Here is a 21,028-nt window from a genome sequence, read left to right on the forward strand (position 1 = left end):
CGCTGCGCGGGGACGGGCGCGTGCCCCTCAGCTGCGCTTGGCGCGGGCGAAGGCGTCGGCCAGGGCGTTGTTGGCCGGCGCCGCGCCGGTGCGCGGGGCGTTGCCGCCGCCGCCGCGGGGTGCCGGGCCGCCGCGCTGGTTGCCACCACCACCACTACGGTTGCCGCGTGGACCGCCATCGCGCCGCGCCTCCTGCCGCTCTTCGCGCGGCGCCGGGGTATCGTCCAGGCGCCGCGTCAGCGCGATGCGCTTGCGCGCCACGTCGACCTCCAGCACTTTCACCTTGACGATGTCGCCGGCCTTCACCACTTCGCGCGGATCCTTCACGTAGCGGTCCGACAGCGCCGAGATGTGGACCAGGCCGTCCTGGTGCACGCCGATGTCGACGAAGGCGCCGAAGGCCGCGACGTTGCTGACCACGCCCTCCAGGATCATGCCTTCGCGCAGGTCCTTGATGTCCTCGACGCCGTCGGCGAACACCGCGGCCTTGAACTCGGGGCGCGGGTCGCGGCCGGGCTTTTCAAGTTCGGCGAGGATGTCGCGCACGGTCGGCTCGCCGAAGCGCTCGTCGGTGAACTCGCGCGCCTTCAGCGTGCGCACGAAACCGGCGTCGCCCACCAGCGCGTGGATCGGCTTGCCAGTGGCGGCCACGATGCGCTCGACCACCGGATAGGCTTCCGGATGCACGGCGGAGCCGTCCAGCGGCTCGTCGCCGTCGGCGATGCGCAGGAAGCCGGCGCACTGCTCGAAGGTCTTGTCGCCCAGGCGCGGCACCTTCAGCAGGTCCCTGCGGCGCTTGAAGGGGCCGTTGGCGTCGCGATGGGCGACGATGTTCGCGGCCACCGTCGACGACAGCCCGGACACGCGCGCCAGCAACGGCGCCGAAGCGGTGTTCACGTGCACGCCGACCGCGTTCACGCAGTCCTCGACGCGGGCGTCGAGCGCGCGCGCGAGGCGATACTGGTCGACGTCGTGCTGGTACTGGCCGACGCCGATCGCCTTGGGTTCGATCTTGACCAGTTCGGCCAGCGGATCCTGCAGGCGGCGCGCGATCGACACCGCGCCGCGGATCGACACGTCAAGGCCCGGGAACTCCTTCGCGGCAAGCTCCGACGCCGAGTACACCGAGGCACCGGCTTCGCTGACCACGATCTTCTGCAGCTTCAGCTCGGGCGCGGCCTTCATGACGTCGGCGGCCAGGCGGTCGGTCTCGCGCGACGCGGTGCCGTTGCCGATCGCGATCAGCTGCACGCCGTGCTCGGCGCACAGCTTGCGCAGCGTGTGCAGCGACTGGTCCCACTGCTTGCGTGGCTCATGCGGATAGATCGTGTCGGTCGCGACCAGCTTGCCGGTTGCATCGACGACCGCGATCTTGCAGCCGGTGCGGATGCCCGGGTCGATGCCGAGCACCGCCTTCGGGCCTGCGGGCGCGGCCAGCATCAGATCCTTGAGGTTGTCGCCGAACACGGTGATGGCTTCGGCTTCGGCCTTCTCGCGCGCCTGCGCGAACAGGTCGAGCATCAGGTGCAGCTGCAGCTTCGCGCGCCAGGCCAGGCGACAGGCGTTGAGCAGCCAGGCATCGGCGGGGCGACCCTCGTTGCGAATGCCGGCCCGCAGCGCGACGCGGCCCTCGGCGTAGGCGTTGCCGGCGTCGAGGTCGGTGCCCGGATCCAGTTCAAGCTGCAGGAACTCTTCGCGGCGGCCGCGGAACAGCGCCAGCAGGCGGTGCGAGGGGATCTTCGACAGCGGCTCGGCGTGGTCGAAGTAGTCGCGGAACTTCTCGCCGGCGGCTTCCTTGCCCTCGGCCACCTTGGCGCGGATCACGCCGCAGCCTGCCAGCCACTCGCGCAGCTCGCCGACCAGGCTCGCGTCCTCGCCCCAGCGCTCGAGCAGGATCGCGCGCGCGCCTTCAAGCGCGGCCTTGGCGTCGGCCACGCCCTTTTCGGCGTCGACGAACTGCAGCGCGAATTCCTCCGGCACCTGCGTCGGGTCGGCCAGCAGGCCGTCGGCCAGCGGCTCGAGCCCGGCCTCGCGCGCGATCTGGGCGCGGGTGCGGCGCTTGGTCTTGTAGGGCAGGTAGAGGTCTTCCAGGCGCGCCTTGCTGTCGGCGGCCTCGACGTCGGCGCGCAGTTCGTCGGTCAGCTTGCCCTGCTCGTCGATGCTGGCCAGGATCGCCGCGCGCCGGTCTTCGAGTTCGCGCAGGTAGGCCAGGCGCGTTTCAAGGTCGCGCAGTTGGGTGTCGTCCAGGCCCTCGGTGACTTCCTTGCGGTAGCGCGCGATGAAGGGCACGGTCGCGCCCTCGTCGAGCAGGCCGACGGCTGCCTCCACCTGGGTCTGCCGGGCGCCGATCTCGTCGGCGATGGTCCGGGCGATCTTGCGCGCGAGCGCGGTCTTGGGGTCAGCCATCAGTGGTCTTGCATCGGGCGGCACGGGCCGCGGAGGCGCCGATTGTGGCCCCGCATGGCGATGCGCGGAACCCGTTGACAGCGCGGCGCGCGCGGGTCAGGCGCGGCGCACCACGGCGTCGTCGTCGCGTTGGCGCCGCCAGGGTAGCGGCAGGCCGAGCAGCATCAGCGCCGCCCAGGCGATGCGGCTGGAGAGGCTCTCGCGATCGGGCGGGTGCAGCCTGTCGCGCGCATCGCGGGCGGCAGTGCCGCCGGTGCCGTCGCGGCTCGCCTCGAGGCCGTGATCGCGCCCCGGCTGCAATGCGTGACCGCGATGTCGGGCTTCTTCCGGCGTCGCCTCGTGGAGCGCGCCGTCATCCAGCGCGTCCTCATCAAGCGCGTATTCACCGGCGTCCAGCGCCGCCAGCACGCGCCGCGCGTGGATGGCCTGCGCATCGGGCACGCGCAGGCGCATGCCGCCGATCGCCAGCCGCCACTCCCAGTTGGCGATCGCGGTGCCGGTGTCGTCCAGGCGCGCGGGAATGCCTTCCGCCTGCAGCAGGCCCGCTGCGAGCTGGGCTTCGATCGGATCGGTATAGGCGGCGACGGTGGTGAACATGATCGATCCCTACGGTACGCTGCCGGGATGCGCATCGCCATGATCACCCTTGCCGTGCTGGGCCTTGTCGCCGGATGCGGCGGCGAGGCACCGGCACCCGTCCCGGCGGCGTCCACTGCCGCGGTCGATCCCGCCGCGGCTCGCATGGTCGAAGAGTGGCCGCTGCCGGCGATGCTGCCCGGTTCGGCGCTTCCCGACCTGGCTGCCGTCGACGGCGGGAAGCTGCTGCTGGCCTGGACCAATTCGCAGCCCGGGCGCCGCCACATCCTGCAGTTCTCCAGCTACGACCTCGCAGACGCGCGCTGGGAATCGGCACCGGTGACCATCGCGGTGGGCAACAGCATGTTCGTCAACTGGGCCGACACGCCGCACATCATGGCCACGCCCAACGGCGCGCTGTGGGCACACTGGCTGCAGAAGAACGGCGACGCGCCCTATGCCTATGACGTCCGGCTGAGCACCTCGCTCGATGGCGGCCGCAGCTGGAGCGAGCCGGTGAGTCCGCACGATGACGGCACGCAGACCGAACACGGCTTCGTCTCGATGTGGCCGCAGGGACAGAGCACGCTCGGGATCGCGTGGCTGGACGGCCGCAACACTGCCGGCAACGGGCACGCGGGCCACGGCGAAGTGGACGCAGCCGGCGACGCGGCAACCGGTGCGACGACGGGCGCGGCAACGAATGCTGCCAGCGCCGCCGTTGCAGAACCGGCTGCGATGACCCTGCGCGCCGCAAGCTTCGACGGCCACCTTCGCCGGGCCGCCGACGTCGAGATCGACGCCAGCGTCTGCGACTGCTGCCAGACCAGCGCCGCGGTCACCGCGCGCGGTCCGCTGCTGGTCTATCGCGGGCGCGCCGAGGGTGAAGTGCGCGACATCCTGGCCACGCGCCTGGACGGCGAGGCCTGGACCACGCCGAAGGCCGTGCACGCCGACAACTGGGTGATGCCGGCCTGCCCGGTCAACGGCCCCGCAGTGGCCGCCGACGGTGAGGCGGCCGTGGTCGCCTGGTACACCGCCGCCGACGGCGACGTGCCCGAGGTGCGCATCGCGTACAGCGGTGATGCCGGTGACAGCTTCGCCGCACCGGTCACGCTCGATCGCGGCGAGGCGGTGCAGGGGCGTGTCGCGATTGCGCTCGGCGACGGCCAGGCCTGGGTGCTGTGGCTGCGGGAAGAGAGCAGTGGCCAATCGCTGTGGCTGTCGCGGCGCTCGCCGGACCTGGCCACGGAGTTCGAGCGCATTGGCGTTGCGCACCTCACCGGTCGCGGACGCGGCACCGGCTTCCCGCAGCTGGCGGTGGCCGGCGGCATCGCGCACGTGGTCTGGACGGATGTCCACGACGGCGTGCCCGGCCTGCGCGGCGCCCGGATCGTGCCGGCGACGGCTGGCCCGTGAGCGCCGCCGCCAACTGACTCCGGGCGCCGCCAAGCGATTCTGCGGGAGCGGCCATCGCCGCGACCGTGGCTTTTGTAGGAGCGGCTATAGCCGCGACCGGGACGAAGCGCTAGGGCTTCGTGGTTGCCGTTGATCCTGCAGGGGCTTCGCAGCTGTAGCTGCTCCTACAACGGCTAGCGCTCGTGGCGGTAGTTGACCGAGCCGCGGCTCTCCAAGGTGCTGGATTCGACTTCGACGTCGAAGCCCTTGCGCAGCAGGTACTTCAGGGTCAGCACCTGGCCGGTGCCCAGCAGCGAGACGCCGAAGCCGACGTACAGCCGCGGTGACAGCTGCTTGCCGATGCCGAGCACGCTGCCGCCGAGTGCGCGCGACTCCATCACGCCGGCGTCGTCGAGGCCGATCTGCTTGCCCAGCTGACCGGCCAGCAGGCTGCCGCCGGCGTTGAGCGCCGCCGATGCGGCATCGAGGTCGCTGGCCTGGCGGCCGCTCAGGCTCGACAGCGGGCGTCCCAGCGCGAGCAGGGCCAGGGCTTCGGACTCGTCGCTGGAAGGGTCGGTCCAGACCCGGGCACGCGGCGCCGATGCGCGCCCGTCGACGTTGATGCCGGCGGTCACGTCTCCGACCTTGCGTTCGGCGCGGATGTCGAGCAAAGGATCGGAGACCGGCGTGTTCGACCATTCAAGGCGGCCGCGGGTGATCGCGAGCTCCTGGCCATAGGCTTCATAGCGGCCACCGACTTCGAGCATGCCCTGGCCGGTCATTTCGCGCCCGGCGCGCGAGAGCACGCGCAGTTCGCCGGTCAGCTCACCTTCGAGGCCGAAGCCGTTCAGATGCACGTCGTCGCCCATCGCGAGCGTGAGGTCGAGTTCCATCGCCATGGCCGGGCCCTCGTCGGGATCGACCGGGTCGAGCACCACCACGTCCGGCGACGCCGAGACGCCGTCGCTGAGCCGCTCCAGGTCCATGCGTGCGCTCGGCACCAGCACCCGGCCGCTGACCTGCAGCGGCCGGCCGGCGGCATAGCGCACCTCGATGTCGGGGCTGGCGACGGCGCGCAGGTCGCGGGTGTCGGACAGCAACACGTTGTCGCCGCGCAGCTGCAGCAGCAGCGGCGAGCCCTCCGTCTGCCAGCCGAGGCTGCCGTCGATTGCCAGTCGTCCCTCGCCGCCGGTGCCCAGCGTGCCGCTGATGCGCGCACTGCCGTCGGGCAGGGCCTCCAGCCGCGCCTGCCCATCGACGATCGCGATCGCAAGCGACGGGATCTCGGCGCTGAAACCGGCCAGGCTCGCGCTGCCGCCAAGCCGCGGTTCGGCGCGGGTGCCGGCCAGGCTGACGTCGGCGTCCAGGCGTCCTTCGGGCGAGACGATGTCGGGCGAGAACAGCTCCAGCCAGGTCAGCTCGCTGGTGGCAGCGGTGATATTGCCTTCCAGTGGCGCATAGGCGTCCCAGCCGGTGCGCAGCTGCGCGTCGATGCGGCCGTTGCCGTTGAAACCCAGCCCGAGCGTTGCCGCGATGCGGTTGGCATCGAACTCTGCGTCCAGCGCCAGGCCGCTGTAGGACAGCACGTCGCGGCGCGAGCGCGCGCTGGTGCGCAGGGCTCCGCTGGTCGAGGCGACGTTGAAATGGCCCTGCCAGGCGGTTCCGGCCGGGCGCAGGCGGCCGTCGATGTCGACCAGGCCTTCCAGGAACCACGGGCGACCGCTGTCCTGCTTCGGCAGGTACGGCGCGACAAGCGCAAGCGGCAGCTGTTCGCCGTCGATCGACAGCCCTTGCCGCGGCCAGTCGGCGCTGGCGCAGAGATGGCCGCCGACCTCAGGCGCCAGGCACGCCGGCGACAGCGTCCAGCGTCCGCCCGACGCCTGCGCGAAGGCGGCCGCGGACTGCAGTCGCCAGGCGGCACCGACCGCGGGCGCCACCTGGAGCGCGTCGAGTGCGCCGCGCCAGAGGCCGTTGCCGCCGCGCCGCGCGTTGCCCGACAGCGTCGCGTGGCCGAGGTCGCCGCGGGCCTCGGCATCGAGCTGCAGGTCCTCCACGGCGCCGCGCGCGCGCAGCGCCACCGTGTCCAGGGCCAGGCCGGCCTGCACGCCGCGGGCGTCGAACTCGAGCTCGCCACCGCCGCTGCGCCAGGGCAGGCGGCCGCGCAGCTGCAGGCTGTCGGCGCTGTAGTCGCCGTAGCGCAGCCCGCTGCCGTCGAGGTCGGCCTGCAGGTCGGGAGCGTCGCGTGCGCCGGCGACGGTGAGCGTGCCTTCGATGCGGCCCGTGGTGCCCGGCAGCAGGTCATCGAGCTGCAGCGGCGCCAGCGACGCTTCGATGTCCAGCTGCTGGTCGATGCGGCCGCTGGCGTCGATCCGGCTGCCTCCGATGCTGAGCGCGGCCTCGCCTTCGTACGCCGCCGGCGCGGTGCTGCCGGTTGCAGCGCCGTGCATGGCGACGCTGGCGCTGCCGGAGAGCCGACGCCCGCGCAGCTGGCCACCCAGGTCGTTGGCATCCACGGTGAGCTCGAGTCCGCCGTCGTCGCGGGTGCTGCCGGTGGACGAGATGCGGCCGTCGATCGCGCCGCTGAAGTCGGGGGCGAAATAGCCGGGGTCGAAGCCGGCGAGATCGGCATCGATCGACCAGCCAAGCGCCGGCGCCCAGGCCACGTGGCCGCTGCCATCAAGGCTTCCGCCGGGCGTGCGCGCGGCCAGGCTGCGCAGGTCCAGGCGCGACTGGTCGCCGCGGCCGCGGAGCTCGACCTCGGCGGCTTCGCCATCGCGGGTGAGCGTGGCCTTGCCGACCACCGCCCAGGCTTCCGCGGTGCCGGCCAGGCCGATGTCGGCGTCAGCGTGTACGGTCGCGGCGGGGTCGGGGGCGGCGCCGTCCGCGGGCGTCGGTGCCCAGGCCAGGCCGCGCGCAAGCACGGCGTAGCGGACGCTGGCGGCCTGCGGATCGGCGAAGTCGCCGCGGCCGGTAACGGTGATGCGGCCGTCGAGCACGTCGACCACCAGCGGATCGAACTCCAGCACCTGTTCGTCGAGGATGGCCACCGAAGGCTGCACGGTGGCGCGGAATTCGCCGTAGGCGATGTCGCCTTGCAGCTCGGCGGAGCCGCCGGTGCCGCGGGCGTCAAGGTCGAAGGCCAGCGGCGTGCCGGGCTCGCCGAAGCCGGCCAGCAGCGCGGGATCAAGCGCTTCGCTGGCGGCCTTGAACGTCCAGCGCGGTGCCTCCTCGCCGCCGCGCAGGCCCAGGCGTGCGCGCACCGGCGCGGGCGCATGCCCGGACAGCGCCACGTCGAGCGCGGCCACGTTGCCGCGCGCCACCAGGCCCAGGCGCGGCCGCGTAGTGCCCGCCGGCGCCGGCAGCAGCGCCGAGGCCGTGAGGTCCATGCGGTAGTCGTCGCCCGGCGCGTACTCGCCGCCGGCCCTGAACACGCCGCGGTCGCTGTCGACCACGACCTCGCGCAGGCGCAGCAGTCCGCTGCGTGCCTCCATGCCGCCGCGGACGCTGGCGATGTCGATCATCGGCTCGCCGCCGCGCAGCACGCGGAAACCGTCGATCTCGATGGCGTCGGCCTGCAGGCCGAGCGGCGGCTCGACCTGCGGCAGCACTTCGGGCCAGCGTGGCAGCGAGAACGGCTCGCCGTCATCGGACGGTGGCAGCTCCAGCACCGCGCCCTCGACCTGGGCCGCGTCCAGGCGCAGCACGCGGCCGAGCAACGGGCGCAGCGCCGGGTCGATGGTGACCCGCCTGGCGCTGAAGCGCAGCGCGTTGGGCGCCGCGCACTGGCCGTAGGGCACCGGCTGGTCATCGACCTCGGGGCAGACCAGCTGCTGGAAGGCGACGTCGTGCAGCGTCAGCGGTCCGGAGGCCGGGCCTTCGGCGTCGCGCCATTCCAGCGTGGTGCCGGCGGGCAGGCGGGAAACCACCTGTGACAGCAGGAAGTCGCGGCCGCCAAGCGTGGACAGCAGCCAGTAGCCGGCCACCAGTACCAGCAGCACCAGCGCCGCGATGCCGATGCCGCTGCGCACCGCCAGCTTGCGCACCCGTGCACGGCGCCGCGCGCGCAGCTCGACGATCCGCGCCTCGCGTTCTTCAGGAGTGATGTCGGGCGTGCGTGCCATGGCTACAGGCTGGTACCGATGTTGAGGTGCAGGGTGAAGGGCGAATCCGGATCGTCCAGGCCGCGGGCGATGTCCAGGCGCAGCGGCCCGACCGGCGTCTGCCAGCGCAGGCCGACGCCGACGCCTGTGCGCAGGTCGGGCGAGCCGTCGTAGGCGCTGCCGGTGTCGACGAAGGCACCGATGCCCCAGGGCCCGCCGCCGAAGTAGTGTTCGTATTCGGCACTGGCGGTGAACACGTGGCGCGCGCCCAGGGCGAAGCTGTCGTCGTCGTCATCGACCACGCGCGGGCCGACCTCGCGCCATTCGTAGCCGCGGATGCTGCCGTCGCCGCCCGCGTAGAAGCGCAGGCTCGGCGGCATGTCGACCAGCGCGCTGGTTTCGGTGCGGCCGTACTCGCCGCGCAGGATCAGGCGGTCGCTGTCGCCGACGCCCAGGTACCAGTGCGCGCGCGCGTGGAACTGGGCGAAGCTGGCCTCCGAGCCCGCGCCTTCCACGCCGCCGCGCAGCAGCAGGCTGCCGTTGTAGCCGCTGCGCGGGAACAGCGTGTCGTCGAGATCGACGTAGGTCGCGCGCAGCGAGGGATAGGTGAACGTGGCATAGCGGTACACCGGAGGCGTCGTGGGGTCGGTGTCGGCCTCGTACTCGTAGGCCCAGCGCTCGCGCAGTGCGTGCATCGAGGCCACCAGGTTGAGGTTGCGGCTGTACTGGCCGCTGCGGCTGGCGACGAACTCGATGCGCCGGCTGTCGATGTAGTCGGTCTGCTCGTCGGCGGCCTGCAGGCTGGCGGTGTACCAGCCGTCGAGCCAGTGGAAGGCCGGGACCCGGTACTGCAGGGTCAGGGTCTTGCGGTTCTGGGCATAGTCCACCTGCCACAGCGCCTTGTGCCCGCGGCGGTTGACGTAGCGGCGCTCCTGCCCGAGGCGAACGCCGGCGCCGCTGTCGGTGCCGTAGCTCAGGCCGGCGCTGTAGACATCGCGCTTGGCCGGGGTGAGCGTGACGTCCACCGGCACCCGGCCGTCCTCGGCCTCCTCGGGGCGCGGGGTGATGTCGACGCGGCTGAAATAGTCGAGCGAATTGAGCGACGTGCGCAGGCGGTCGAGCCGGCCCTGGTGGTAGTACTGGCCTTCTTCCCAGTACACCAGGCGTTCGAGCAGGCTGTTGTCGACGACCTCGTGCGGTGCCTGCGTGAAGCGCGTTGCGCCCATGTCGTAGCGGTCGCCGCTGGTCCAGACCAGTTCGATGTCGGCGGCTTCTTCGGCGCGGGTGACCGCGACCCGTCGCGCGGAGAAGTCGGCGTCGAAATAGCCGCGCTCCGACAGGCGGCGGCTGATCCGCGCCTTGCTGGCTTCGTAGGTGGGGTGGTGCAGCACCGAGCCCTCGCGCGGAAGGAAGTCGTCGACCTCCTCGCTGAGGTAGGGGTCGTCGTGGCCGTCGCCGATGATGGCGATGTCGGCGCGACGCACGCGCACGGGGTCGCCGGTTTCCACCGTGATCACCACCGAAATCGGCGCCTGCGCGCCGTCGCGAGCGCGCCCAGGGCCGGCCTCGCGCACCACGGCGGCGGTCGCGGCCGCGGTGTCGGCGGCGTCCTGGCCCTCGGTCGCCGCGGTGTCCAGGACCACCCGTCGCTCGCCATCGCGCACGCGCTCGACCACGATCCGTGGCGAGTAGTAGCCAAAGGGCTCCAGCGCCTCGCGGGTCTCCTCACCCGCGGCGCGAAGCATGTAGCCCAGGCGGCGCCAGCCCAGTTCATCGCCGATGGCATCGACCAGCGACAGCGAAGTACGGACGTTCTCTTCCATCTCGTCGTCGAGGCCCTTGACCTCGACCGAAGAGACGCTGACGGCGTGCGCGCTGCCGGTGGCTGCGAGCAGAAGGGTGGCGAGGAGTGCGCGGGGGGGCGAAAGCATCGGTGAAGGATACCGGGGCCGCGTCGAGGCGCGATTAACGCATCGCCGCCGATGTCATGGCAGTTGCCTGTCGCCGGTCGCACCCGCGGCCCCGGTCAGCCGCGGGGCAGGCTCGCCGCGCACCGGTGACCAGGAGACCGGCCGACTGCCCGAGACCGTGATCCATCCCCGTGCCATCGCGCCTTCCGGATCCTGGCGCACGCTGTAGACATCCACGTTCGCACCGGCGGCTTCGCCCCAGGTGGCGGTCCAGGCGTTGCGTCCGGAATGCTTGGCGGCATACAGCGCACGATCTGCCATGCGAATGGCGCTCTTCCAGTCGGCGTGACCGGGGAAGTACGGACAGGGTGCCAGTCCGAGCGAGACCGTCACCGAGGTCGACTGGCCGCCGGACAAGGGGATCGCCAGGCGTTCCACGGCCGCGCGCAGGTGCTCGGCAAGCGCGTACGCGGCGGCCTGCGAAGTCTGCGGTCGCAGGACCAGGAACTCCTCGCCGCCCCAGCGGGCAACGATATCGTTGCCATCGCAGGCCGCGCGCAGGCAGTCGCCGAGGGCCACCAGGACCTGGTCGCCGGCTTCGTGGCCGTGCTCGTCGTTGACCGCCTTGAAGTGATCGATGTCCAGCAGCAGCAGCGCGGCGCGGAGGCCGTCGCCGGCGGCGGCGGGCAGGGCGTCGAGCTCCCGGGTCGCCGCGCGGCGGTTGGCCAGGCCGGTCAGCGCGTCGGTCGTGCTCGAGCGGGCCAACTGGCGCTGCCTGCGCCGGGCGTGCAGCAGCATCCAGCCGCCGACGAGCAGGGTGGCGGCCAGCGCCAGCAGCGCCAGGGTACCGATGACCCGGGCCCGGGTGAGGTTGCCCAGTTGCTCGACCGACTCGTCCGGTCGCGGCGCGCGCGCCTCCAGCGACGCGGCGATGGCGGGGTCGCGTTCGCGCTCGGCCTCGGCCCGGTGCTGGCGCGCCCGCTCGCTCCAGGCCCGGGATTCGGTTGCGTTGCCCAAGGCCGAGTGGATCCGTGACATCAGCTCGAACGACGGCTGGATCTGTTCCGCCATCCGCCCGCGCTCGACCAGCTCGGCGGACTCGCGGGCGTGCACGAGCGCCTGTGCCGGCGCGCTCTCGAGCAGGGCCAGTTCGCCCAGTTGGCGCAGGCTGGTGGCGAGGCCCGGCATGTCGTCCATGGCCCGCTGCATGCCGATGGCGTCCTCCAGCTGGGTGCGGGCCAGCGCGAGGTCGCCGCGCTCGAGCGCGATGCGGCCCAGCGTGCCGATGACCCGGCCGCGGAGGCGGTCCAGGTGCCGGTCGCGGCTGGCGAGGTCGCGTGCCGTCTCCAGCAGCCCGGCGGCGGCGTCCGTGCGTCCCTGCTCGAGCGCGGCGAGGCCGTAGTTGAAGTAGGGGATCGCATCCATCGGGATCTGCCCGCCGGGACGCTTGGCCGTGGCCGCGATGGCGCGCTTGAACCAGGGCTCGGCGCCCGCCGGGTCGCCCATGCCGCGGGCGTGGTGCAGGGCGATGGCCACCAGCGCCTGCACGCGCAGGTTGGTGTAGGCCGCGGACTCCTCCAGCGCGCTTTCAAGCACCTCGCCGGCCAGCTTCAGCTGGCCCAGCTGCTGCAGCCCCGTGGCCGCGAGCAGCTGCATCTCGATCCGCAGCTGCTGCGGCATGGCCGCCGAGTCCAGCAGCGGCAGCAGCTCCGGCATCAGGGCCTGCGCGGCCTCGCCCTCCCCGGTCATGAGCTGTCCGCGAACCAGGCAGGACAGCGCCATCACCCGGCTGATGTCGCTGGCGCCTTCGCGCGCCAGCATGTTGCGGGCCTGGTCCATGGCGCCGTGGGCGTCGCGTTCCATCTGGCGCAGGCAGTGCTCGCCCTGGGCGATGTCCTGCTGCTGCCGTCCGTCCGTGGCCTGGGCCTGCGCCGTGCCCGCGGCGCAGCCGGCGGCGAGCAATACGGACAGGAGCATGTAGCGCAAGAACACGATGCATTCCCCGGTGGATTGATTAACCGCGGCCGCGGCGTGCCGGAATTGTGGCATCGATGGTGGCCGCGGGCCCGGCCTATACTTTCGCCTTGCCGCCCCGGGGCAGGCGCCGCCGGGAATGGAATTCGACGAGGGTGCAGTCCGGATGGGTGTTGGCAGGAAGGGCGCGCGCGCTATCGGCGACGCGGCGGCCGGCGCGCTGGCCTGGATCCTCAGGCGCCAGGGCAGGGAGCCGGAAGAGCTGCGCAACGCGCGGATGCTGGCCGTGCTGCTGGTGTTCATGGGCCTGTACCACCCGCTGGCGCTGGTCCTGCACGCCTGGCTGAGGCCCTGGATGCCGCTGCCCCAGGCGGCGATCGCGTTGGCGGCGGCGGCGACCGCGCTCATCTGGGGCTGCTTCCTGCTGCTGCGCCGCGGGCGGTTCAACCTGCCCGTGCTGCTGTTCCTGGCGGGGACGCTCGGCATCCTTGGCTGGAACTACCTGCGCGCGGGGCTGGGCCTGCAGGTCGGTGGCCAGTTGATCACCCTGCTGCCGCCCCTGCTGGGCGCGCTGCTGCTGGGCAGGTGGGTGCTCTGGGCGTGCGCGGCCACGCTGCTGGCGATCATCGCCGGTGCCGCCTGGACCGACATCGGCCGCCACTTCTACGACCCGGTCGTGCTGCGGTCCGCGAGCCTGCTGGCCGCCCAGTTCGCGGTCGGGCTGCTGGCGACGGCGCTGCTGTTCGACCGCGCGGCGGTGCTGATGCGGGGCTACGTCAGCACGCTGGCGGAGCGCAACGCGCAGTTGGCCCGGACCCGCGACCGCCTGCAGCTGGAGATGGAGGAGCGGGAACGCTCGCAGCGCCAGCTGCTGCATTCGCAAAGGGTGGAGGCGGTGGGCCGGCTGGCCAGCGGCGTGGCCCACGACTTCAACCACCTGCTGGCGCTGATCCAGGGCTACGCGGAGCGCGGCCGCCGGGAGCAGGACGTCGCACAGCTGCATGCCATGTTCGAAGGCGTGGAATCGGCGTCGCGGCGCGCGACGGCCGTCAGCCGGCGGCTGCTCGACTTCAGCCGCCTGGAAGCGACGCGGCCGGAAGTGTTCGACGCCGCCGCCCTGGTGGGCGACCTGCGCCCGATGCTGCGGCAGCTGTTCCCGCCCGGCGTGGAGCTCCGCCTCGAACTTCCGTCCACGCCGCAGCCGGTGCTCTTCGATCGCGGCCAGCTGGAGCTGATGCTGTTCAACCTGGCGTCCAATGCCGCCGAGGCGATGCCGGAAGGCGGGCTGTTCACGGTCAGCCTGCCCGGTCCGGATCCCGGCCGCGTGGAGATCAGCGCGCGCGACACCGGGTGCGGGATGGGGGGCGAAGAGGTGGCCCGCTGCCGCGAGCCGTTCTACACCACCAAGCCTGCCGGCCAGGGCACGGGGCTGGGGCTCTCGGTGGCGTCCGACCTGGCGAAAGCGGCGGGCGGCGCGCTGCTGGTCGACAGCGCGCCCGGCCAGGGCACCACCGTCCGCATCCGCCTGCCGCGGCAGGCCGTGCCGCGCTGAGGCGGCCGGCGCCCGCAGGCGTCAGGCCGACAGGTGCTCGATGGCCGCCACGCTGCCCAGGCGCGAGGACAGCCGCTGCAGCAGGGCCAGGCGGTTGCCGCGCAGGGCGGGGTCTTCGGCGTTGACCATCACCGCGTCGAAGAATGCATCGACCTGTGGCCGCAGCCGCGCCAGGCGCGCAAGCGCATCCGCGTAGTTGCCGGCGGCAAGCGGCGCGCCGGTGTCGGCGTACGCGGATTCCACCGCGTCGGCCAGCGCCTGCTCGGCCGGTTCCCGCAGCAGCGCGGCGTCCACGGCATCGGGCACCGCGCCGTCGGCCTTGCGCAGGATGTTGCGGATGCGCTTGTCGGCGGCGGCCAGCGCCTCGGCTTCCGGGAGCTTCGCGAAGCTGGCGATAGCGTCGATGCGGCGGTCGAAGTCGCGCAGCGACGGCGGACGCAGCGCGGCCACGGCATTGAACTGCTGCACCGGCACGCCGCGGTCGGCGTAGTAGCCGCGCAGGCGATCGAGGATGAAGTCGTAGAGCTCATCGGCAGGCGTGCCGCCATCGCCCGGGGTCGCGGCGATCGCGGTGGCGAGCGTTGCCGGCAGGTCGAGTTCGACCTCGCCTTCGATGATCGTGCGCGCCAGCGCCAGCGCATTGCGGCGCAGGGCGAAGGGATCCTTGTTGCCGGTGGGCTTGAGCCCGGCCGTGAAACCGCCGGCCAGCGTGTCGATGCGTTCGGCGATTGCCAGCAGCCGGCCCAGGGCCGAAGGCGCGATGGCGTCGCCGGCGCCGCGCGGCTGCCAGGCTTCTTCCAGCGCGCCGGCCAAGGCCTCGCGGTCGCTGTTCGCCAGCCCGGCCAGTGCGGGGTCCTGGCTCGCGTAGTAGCGCGCGGCGATGCCCTGCAGCTCGGGGAACTCGTTGACCATGCGCGACTGCAGGTCGGCCTTGGACAGCAGCGCCGCCTGGCGTGCCAGGTTGGGGTCCACGCCTGCCGCCGGCGCCAGCGCCGCGGCCAGCGCCGCCACCCGCGCGACCTTGTCGGCCACGCTGCCAAGCTTCGCCTGGTAGGTCACCGTGGCCAGGCCTTCATTCATCGCTGACAGGCCCTGTTTCATGTCTTCGTCGAAGAAGAACCCGGCGTCGGCAAAGCGCGGGCGGATCACCCGCTCGTAGCCTTTGCGCACTTCGGATTCGTCGCGCGAAGCGATGTTGGCCACGCCGATGAAGTGTTCGGTCAGGCGACCGTCCTTGCCCAGTACCGGGAAGAATTTCTGGTTGGCTTCCATGGTCGCCACCAGGGCTTCCTGCGGCACGGCCAGGAAGCCGGGGTCGAAGGAGCAGGCCACGGCCACGGGCCATTCGACCAGGCACTCCACCTGGGCAAGGTTGCCGGGCTCGATGCGCGCGCTGCCGCCGGCCTTCGCGGCCGCGGCCTCGACGCCGGAGACAATGGCGCTGCGGCGCTCTTCGGGATCCACCAGCACGTTCGCCGCGCGCAGGGCGTCGACGTAGCCACCGGGTGCGCCGATCGATACCGGCCTGTCGTGCATGAAGCGGTGGCCGCGGCTCATGCGGTCGGACGCGATGCCGAACGCGCTCGCCGGCACCACCTCGTCGCCGAGCAGCACCACCAACCAGTGCGCCGGCCGCGCGAAGGCGTGCGCGTGCGCGCCCCAGCGCATGGGCTTGGGGATCGGCATCGCGGCGATGGCCTCGTCCAGCACCGCCTGCAGCAGGTCGCGGGTAGCCGCGCCGGGCGTCACCGAACGGTGCACGAAGCGTTCGCCCTTCTGGTCGGTGGCGCGCTCGAGCGCGGTCCACTCCACGCCGGCCTTCTGCGCGAAGCCCTGCAGGGCGCGGGTCGGCTGGCCCTCGGCGTCGAGCGCGATGTTGAGGTACGGGCCCATCACTTCCGACGCCTGCTCGGGCTGCGTGGTGGCCACGCCATCAAGCAGCACCGCCAGGCGGCGCGGCCCGTACAGCGGGCGCGCGCCGTCGGCGAAGGCGATGCCGCGGCGCGCAAGCGCGGCGCGCACGCCGTCGAGGAAGGCGCCGGCCAGTCCCGGCAGCGCGTTGACGGGAAGCTCGTCGGTGCCGAGTTCGATCAGCAGGGGGAGTTGTTCGCTCATGGATTTCAGGCGGCCTTGTCGTTGTGCGTCTTCAGGCCGGGGAAGCCGAGCTTCTCGCGCTGTGCGAAATAGGCCTCGGCGACCGCCTGCGACAGCTTGCGCACGCGCAGGATGTAGCGCTGGCGCTCGGTGACGCTGATCGCGCGCCGCGCATCGAGCATGTTGAAGCTGTGGCTGGCCTTCATCACCTGCTCGTAGGCGGGCAGCGGCAGGCCGAGTTCGACAAGCTTCAGCGCCTCGGCCTCGCAGGCGTCGAAGCGATGGAACAGCTCGGCGACGTCGGCATGCTCGAAGTTGTACGTGCTCTGCTCGACCTCGTTCTGGTGGTACACGTCGCGATACGTGACCGGACTGCCGTCGGGGCCATGCGTCCACACCAGGTCGAACACGTCGTCGACGTTCTGCAGGTACATGCACAGGCGCTCGAGGCCGTAGGTGATCTCGCCAAGCACCGGCTTGCACTCGATGCCGCCGGCCTGCTGGAACCAGGTGAACTGGGTCACTTCCATGCCGTTGAGCCAGACCTCCCAGCCCAGGCCCCAGGCGCCGAGCGTCGGTGATTCCCAGTTGTCCTCGACCAGGCGCAGGTCGTGCACCAGCGGGTCCACGCCCACGCTCTTCAGCGATTCGAAGTACAGCTCGACGATGTTGTCGGGCGAGGGCTTCATCACCACCTGGTATTGGTAGTAGCGCTGCAGGCGGTTGGGGTTCTCGCCGTAGCGGCCGTCGGTGGGGCGGCGGCAGGGCTGCACGTAGGCGGCGTTCCATGGCTCCGGCCCGAGCGAACGCAGGAAGGTCGCCGGGTGGAAGGTGCCGGCGCCGACCTCGAGGTCGAGCGGCTGGACCAGCACGCAGCCCTGCGCGGCCCAGAAGTCGTTGAGCCGCTGGATCAGCTGCTGGAAAGTGGGTGCGGTCATGCGCGGTCCGTGCCCGCCGGGGCGGCGTGGATGAAGGGCGGGCTAGTATAGCGGCCGCTCCCGCGCGCCCCGCGCGGCTGCAGGTCGCAGGGTCGCACGCATGTTCCGGAACACACCTCCCTTCCTGGCCCTCGAGACCGGCCGCCCCGTGGCTTCGATGCGCCGCCACGGCAGCTTCGCGCACTGGATCCGCACCGCGGCAGGACTGTCGCGCGGCGAAGTCGAAGTGGTCGATGTGCAGTCGGGCGACACGCCGCCATCGCATCGCGGCTATGCCGGCGTGTTGGTCAGTGGCTCCGGCGCCATGGTCAGCGACCGCGAACCCTGGAGCGAGCGCACGGCAGGCTGGCTGCGCGACGCGGCCCACGACGGCGCGCAGCTGTTCGGCATCTGCTATGGCCACCAGCTGCTGGCGCATGCGCTGGGCGGCACCGTCGCCGACAACCCGCGCGGCCGCGAGATGGGCACCGTCGCCATCGACCAGGGTCCGGAGGCCAAGGGCGATCCGCTGTTCGCGGGACTGCCGGATCGCTTCCTGGCCCAGGCCACCCACCTGCAAAGCGTGCTCGAGCTCCCCGCCGGCGCCGTCGCGCTTGCGTCTTCCGACCTCGACGACTACCACGCCTTCCGCTGGGGCGACGCGGCATGGGGCGTGCAGTTCCATCCCGAATTCAGCGCCGGCCACATGCGCGGCTATATCGATGCGCGCCGCGACAGCCTGGCCGCCGAAGGCCGGGATCCGGCCGCCATGCGCGCCGCGGTGCGCGCGGCACCCGACGCACGCCGCGTGCTGCGGCGATTCGTGCGCCGGGCGCGCCGCCACGCCTGAGGTCGCCGGGTTACGATACGCAGGCGCGGCATGGCCGCGAACAGACTGGCAACCGGGGACACTGGATGAGTACACGAACGATGGGCCCGGCTTCGGGCTGGCGCTGGCTGCTGAACGCCGTGAACCTGGGCGGCGGCAACCCGCGCGCGGTCCTTGGCGGCGCGGCACTGATGATGCTGGTCGCGCTGGTCCCCAGCCTCATCCAGATCGTCGTGCAGAGCGTCCTGGGCGTCACCAGCGCCGGGATGATGATCGCGCTGATGGGCTTTTCGGTGCTGTTCTCGCTGCTGGTGATGGGTCCGCTGTTCGCGGGCTACCTGCGGCTGTTGCACGCCAGTGAAACCGGTGTGCCGACCCGCGCGGCGGCGGTCTTCGACGTGTTCGGCGCTGGCCAGGGTGCGGGTCGCGTGATCGGCGTCCTGCTCGGGCTGATCGCCGTCGGCATGGTGCTGTTCGGCGCGGTGGGGTTCGCCTTCGGCGGCGACTTCTTCGCCCAGATCGGTTCGGTGTTCGAGGCGCTCGAGGGCGCGGAGCCGGGCGCCACGCCGGTGCTGCCGCCGCTGCCCAGCGGCCTGGGCACCTTCCTCGGCCTGCTGTTCATCGTCGGCATGTTCTTCAACGGCGCCTACGCGATCGCGCTGGGGCAGGTCGCCCTGGGCGGCCGCGGCATTGGCGAAGCCCTGGGCGATGGCCTGCTGGGCGCGCTGCGCAACCTGCTGCCGCTGCTGGTGCTGAGCATCGTGGTGACGGTGGCCGGGATGCTGGCGCTGCTGCTGCTGGGCCTGGTCGTGGCGGTGCTGATGGGCGTGGGCAGCATGGTGCATCCGGCCCTGGGCATGGTGCTTGCCGCACCGGCCTATCTTGCGGCGATGGTCGCGCTGTACGTGGTGATGTTCGGGGTCATGTACTACATGTGGCGCGACGTCTGCGACGGTCCGGCCGAGGGTGGCAGCCAGCACGAAGTGGTGGCCTGACGGGGTTCAGCCCCACAGCGCGCGGTCGAGCGCCGCCTGCATCGGCAGGGCCATCGCCTGCGCGACCCAGGCCATGGCCATCAGCCATGCGACAGCCTGCAGGGCCAGCCACGCCGTGGCCCATGGCGGCATCCGCTCCGGTGCGCCGGATGCAAGCACCACGCGGGTCCGACTGAGCCGGTCGTGCAGCGCCGCGTGATCGGGCGCGACGCCTGCCAGCAGATGGCCGATATTGAGGCTCAGCCACGACAGCGTGCCGGCCAGGAAACGGCCCAGCGCGGCACCCGCCCCGATGCGCCTCCCGGCCGGGTCGACCACGCGCAGGCCCAGCGCGCGCTTGCCCGGCGTGGCCTGCAGCGGCGAACGCTCGAAGCCCACGCACCAGGCCAGGAACAGGGCCACGAACAGCACCATCGGCCCGCCCAGCAGTCCGGCCAGCGCCGACTGCAGGGCGGTCGCCGCCGCGAGCAGCGCGGGATCGTGCAGCAAGTCGCGGGCGAGCCCGGCCAGGGCGCCGGGATCGACGGCCTCCATCGGGGCCGGGACGGAGAGGATGGCCGCGGCCATGCGCTGGGCCACGGCGTCCACCAGCCTGTCCCAGGCGCCGCCAACGCCGGCCGCGGCGCGGTGCATGGACGCCCGCGACAGCAGCAGCACCGGCAGGGCCACCAGCGCCGCATCCAGCGACCATGCCGCGCAGCGCCGCCAGAAGCCGGCGGGGTGCATCAGTCGGCGTCGCTGTCGCTGTCGCCGGCGGCGGCGGCGGCGGCGGGTCGCGGCGCGACCATGCGCGCGGCGATGATCCCGGCCTCGTACAGCAGGCACATCGGGATCGCCAGCAGCAACTGCGAGACGACGTCGGGCGGGGTAATGACCGCGGCCACGATGAAGATGCCGACGACCGCGTAGCCGCGCGACTCCTTCAATTGCGCAGGCGTCACCCAGCCCAGCAGCACCAGGATCACCAGCGCCACCGGCAGCTCGAAGCTGATGCCGAAGGCGAGGAAGATCACCAGCACGAAGTCGAGGTAGGCGTTGATGTCGGTCATCATCGCCACGCCTTCGGGCGTGACCATGGTGAGGAAGCCGAACACCGAGGGCAGCACGATGTAGAAGGCGAAGGCGCAGCCCGCGTAGAACAGCAGCAGCGAGCTCGCCAGCAGCGGCAGCGCCAGGTGCTTCTCGCGCTTGTACAGCCCGGGGGCGACGAAGGCCCAGGCCTGGTAGAGCAGCCACGGCATGCTCAGCACCACGGCGGCGAAGAACGCGAGTTTCAGCGGAGCGAAGAACGGCGAGGCGACCTCGACCGCGATCAGGTGCGCGCCTTCAGGCAGCTTGGCCACCAGCGGCGCCGACAGCCAGGCATAGAGTTTGTTGGCGAACGGCAGCAGCACCAGCAGCACCACGCCCAGGCCCGCCAGCCCGCGCATGATCCGGCTGCGCAGCTCGAGCAGGTGGTCGAAGATGTGGCCTTCGCCCTCAGCGGCCATCGCGGCCTCCGCTGGCTGGCGGAAGTGCGTCGCCGTTGGCAGGGTCGGCGGGCGGGGTGTCGGTGTCGATGCCGGCATCGGTATCAGCGTGGGCGTCGCCGGTGGCCATGCCCGTGCCGGCGTCCGCATCAGGGTCGCTGCTGGCCCCGGGCTCGACGCCGGCGGCGAGCCCGGAGCGGAGCGTCACGAGCCCGCGCTGCGTGTCCTCTCCGGCCTGGCGGACCTTGCGGTCGACATCGCTGGCCGCCGAGCGCACGCCGCGCTCGAGGTCGGTGGCGGCGGTGCGCGCAGCGTCGAGGTTCTGCTTCAGTTCGTCGGCGGCCATCTCGCGCTCGAGTTCGGACTTCACCGAATACCACTGCGCGCGCGCGCGCCGCACCCACAGGCCGGCGAAGCGCGCAGCCTTCGGCAGGCGCTCGGGGCCGAGCACCACCAGCGCCACCAGCGCGACGAGCATCAGCTCGCCGAAACCGAGGTCGAACATGCCGGACGGCCCGCCGCGCCGGGATCAGCGCTGCACGGAATCGTTGTCGCGCTCGGCCTTGCGCTCACCGTCGCGGGTCTGGTCGCCCAGCTGGCCGGTCGGCTTGTCGTCGTCGTCGGCGATGCCCTTCTTGAAGCCCTTCACGGCTTCGCCCAGGTCACGGCCGGCGCCGCGAAGGCGCTTGGTACCGAAGATCAGCAGCACGACCACCAGGACGATGATCCAATGCCAGATGCTGAAACTGCCCATGCCGCTACCTGCGTGTGTTCGGGCGCTCAGGATACCAACTCGCCCGCGGCATGG

The 21,028-nt window shown here is 72.1% G+C and carries 15 protein-coding genes; 4 read left to right on the top strand and 11 right to left on the bottom strand.

Annotation, left to right across the window (positions count from 1 at the left end; all coding sequences use genetic code 11):
* Positions 1–27: 27 nt before the first annotated feature.
* On the bottom strand, positions 28–2,406 hold the full coding sequence (locus ACW7G5_RS10145) for a Tex family protein (protein WP_457004174.1): 2,379 nt from the start codon (positions 2,404–2,406) through the stop codon (positions 28–30).
* A gap of 96 nt (positions 2,407–2,502) precedes the next feature.
* A complete protein-coding gene (locus ACW7G5_RS10150) occupies positions 2,503–3,003 on the bottom strand; it encodes a putative signal transducing protein (protein ID WP_457004175.1) in 501 nt (166 codons plus the stop codon).
* Between the two features lie 39 nt (positions 3,004–3,042).
* On the opposite strand from ACW7G5_RS10150, the gene ACW7G5_RS10155 reads away from it, so the two are divergent.
* The gene (locus ACW7G5_RS10155; RefSeq protein WP_457004177.1) at positions 3,043–4,401 is read left to right on the top strand and encodes a sialidase family protein; all 1,359 of its coding nucleotides are present in this window, start codon (positions 3,043–3,045) and stop codon (positions 4,399–4,401) included.
* A gap of 173 nt (positions 4,402–4,574) precedes the next feature.
* Here ACW7G5_RS10155 and ACW7G5_RS10160 read toward each other — a convergent pair whose 3' ends face one another.
* The 3 genes from ACW7G5_RS10160 to ACW7G5_RS10170 are packed head-to-tail and all read right to left on the bottom strand — an operon-like array spanning position 4,575 to position 12,382.
* A complete protein-coding gene (locus ACW7G5_RS10160) occupies positions 4,575–8,501 on the bottom strand; it encodes a translocation/assembly module TamB domain-containing protein (protein ID WP_457004179.1) in 3,927 nt (1,308 codons plus the stop codon).
* Between the two features lie 2 nt (positions 8,502–8,503).
* Entirely contained in the window at positions 8,504–10,411 is a 1,908-nt protein-coding gene (locus ACW7G5_RS10165; RefSeq protein WP_457004181.1) for an autotransporter assembly complex protein TamA, read from the bottom strand.
* A gap of 54 nt (positions 10,412–10,465) precedes the next feature.
* Entirely contained in the window at positions 10,466–12,382 is a 1,917-nt protein-coding gene (locus ACW7G5_RS10170) for a diguanylate cyclase domain-containing protein (protein WP_457004183.1), read from the bottom strand.
* A gap of 121 nt (positions 12,383–12,503) precedes the next feature.
* Here ACW7G5_RS10170 and ACW7G5_RS10175 point away from each other — a divergent pair, with 121 nt between their 5' ends.
* Positions 12,504–13,916 (top strand): sensor histidine kinase, encoded by a 1,413-nt coding sequence (locus ACW7G5_RS10175; protein WP_457004185.1) that lies wholly within the window; start codon positions 12,504–12,506, stop codon positions 13,914–13,916.
* A 21-nt stretch (positions 13,917–13,937) separates the two neighbouring features.
* On the opposite strand, the gene glyS is transcribed toward ACW7G5_RS10175, so the two are convergent.
* Together glyS and glyQ are read right to left on the bottom strand one after the other, a co-directional pair.
* Positions 13,938–16,031 (bottom strand): glycine--tRNA ligase subunit beta, encoded by a 2,094-nt coding sequence (glyS, locus tag ACW7G5_RS10180; protein ID WP_457004187.1) that lies wholly within the window; start codon positions 16,029–16,031, stop codon positions 13,938–13,940.
* A 5-nt stretch (positions 16,032–16,036) separates the two neighbouring features.
* On the bottom strand, positions 16,037–16,948 hold the full coding sequence (gene glyQ / locus ACW7G5_RS10185; protein ID WP_457004188.1) for a glycine--tRNA ligase subunit alpha: 912 nt from the start codon (positions 16,946–16,948) through the stop codon (positions 16,037–16,039).
* 100 nt (positions 16,949–17,048) lie between these two features.
* Between glyQ and ACW7G5_RS10190 the strand changes: the two genes are divergently transcribed.
* Entirely contained in the window at positions 17,049–17,777 is a 729-nt protein-coding gene (locus tag ACW7G5_RS10190) for a glutamine amidotransferase (RefSeq protein WP_457004190.1), read from the top strand.
* A 65-nt stretch (positions 17,778–17,842) separates the two neighbouring features.
* Positions 17,843–18,751, top strand: a complete 909-nt coding sequence (locus ACW7G5_RS10195; RefSeq protein ID WP_457004192.1) for a hypothetical protein — start codon at positions 17,843–17,845, stop codon at positions 18,749–18,751.
* Between the two features lie 6 nt (positions 18,752–18,757).
* Here the strand turns inward: ACW7G5_RS10195 and ACW7G5_RS10200 are convergent, their stop codons facing one another.
* Genes ACW7G5_RS10200 through tatA form a run of 4 tightly spaced genes read right to left on the bottom strand, consistent with a single transcriptional unit; the run spans position 18,758 to position 20,974 of the window.
* Positions 18,758–19,477, bottom strand: coding sequence for an RDD family protein (locus tag ACW7G5_RS10200; RefSeq protein WP_457004194.1), 720 nt, complete (start codon positions 19,475–19,477; stop codon positions 18,758–18,760).
* On the bottom strand, positions 19,477–20,241 hold the full coding sequence (gene tatC / locus ACW7G5_RS10205; protein ID WP_457004196.1) for a twin-arginine translocase subunit TatC: 765 nt from the start codon (positions 20,239–20,241) through the stop codon (positions 19,477–19,479). The genes ACW7G5_RS10200 and tatC overlap by 1 nt, the downstream gene beginning before the upstream one ends.
* Positions 20,231–20,725 carry a Sec-independent protein translocase protein TatB gene (gene tatB / locus ACW7G5_RS10210; RefSeq protein WP_457004197.1) on the bottom strand — a complete coding sequence of 165 codons (495 nt, stop codon included), beginning with the start codon at positions 20,723–20,725 and terminating at the stop codon, positions 20,231–20,233. The genes tatC and tatB overlap by 11 nt, the downstream gene beginning before the upstream one ends.
* Before the next feature lie 24 nt (positions 20,726–20,749).
* On the bottom strand, positions 20,750–20,974 hold the full coding sequence (tatA, locus tag ACW7G5_RS10215; RefSeq protein WP_457004199.1) for a Sec-independent protein translocase subunit TatA: 225 nt from the start codon (positions 20,972–20,974) through the stop codon (positions 20,750–20,752).
* Positions 20,975–21,028: the final 54 nt, after the last annotated feature.

The organism is Luteimonas sp. A501 (genome assembly GCF_054052085.1).

Bases quoted from the DNA above. Each gene is read 5' to 3' on its own strand.
- ACW7G5_RS10145 (WP_457004174.1), bottom strand. From the start codon at position 2,406: ATGGCTGACCCCAAGACCGCGCTCGCGCGCAAGATCGCCCGGACCATC.
- ACW7G5_RS10150 (WP_457004175.1), bottom strand. From the start codon at position 3,003: ATGTTCACCACCGTCGCCGCCTATACCGATCCGATCGAAGCCCAGCTC.
- ACW7G5_RS10155 (WP_457004177.1), top strand. From the start codon at position 3,043: ATGATCACCCTTGCCGTGCTGGGCCTTGTCGCCGGATGCGGCGGCGAG.
- ACW7G5_RS10160 (WP_457004179.1), bottom strand. From the start codon at position 8,501: ATGGCACGCACGCCCGACATCACTCCTGAAGAACGCGAGGCGCGGATC.
- ACW7G5_RS10165 (WP_457004181.1), bottom strand. From the start codon at position 10,411: ATGCTTTCGCCCCCCCGCGCACTCCTCGCCACCCTTCTGCTCGCAGCC.
- ACW7G5_RS10175 (WP_457004185.1), top strand. From the start codon at position 12,504: ATGGAATTCGACGAGGGTGCAGTCCGGATGGGTGTTGGCAGGAAGGGC.
- glyS (WP_457004187.1), bottom strand. From the start codon at position 16,031: ATGAGCGAACAACTCCCCCTGCTGATCGAACTCGGCACCGACGAGCTT.
- glyQ (WP_457004188.1), bottom strand. From the start codon at position 16,948: ATGACCGCACCCACTTTCCAGCAGCTGATCCAGCGGCTCAACGACTTC.
- ACW7G5_RS10190 (WP_457004190.1), top strand. From the start codon at position 17,049: ATGTTCCGGAACACACCTCCCTTCCTGGCCCTCGAGACCGGCCGCCCC.
- ACW7G5_RS10195 (WP_457004192.1), top strand. From the start codon at position 17,843: ATGAGTACACGAACGATGGGCCCGGCTTCGGGCTGGCGCTGGCTGCTG.
- ACW7G5_RS10200 (WP_457004194.1), bottom strand. From the start codon at position 19,477: ATGCACCCCGCCGGCTTCTGGCGGCGCTGCGCGGCATGGTCGCTGGAT.
- tatC (WP_457004196.1), bottom strand. From the start codon at position 20,241: ATGGCCGCTGAGGGCGAAGGCCACATCTTCGACCACCTGCTCGAGCTG.
- tatB (WP_457004197.1), bottom strand. From the start codon at position 20,725: ATGTTCGACCTCGGTTTCGGCGAGCTGATGCTCGTCGCGCTGGTGGCG.
- tatA (WP_457004199.1), bottom strand. From the start codon at position 20,974: ATGGGCAGTTTCAGCATCTGGCATTGGATCATCGTCCTGGTGGTCGTG.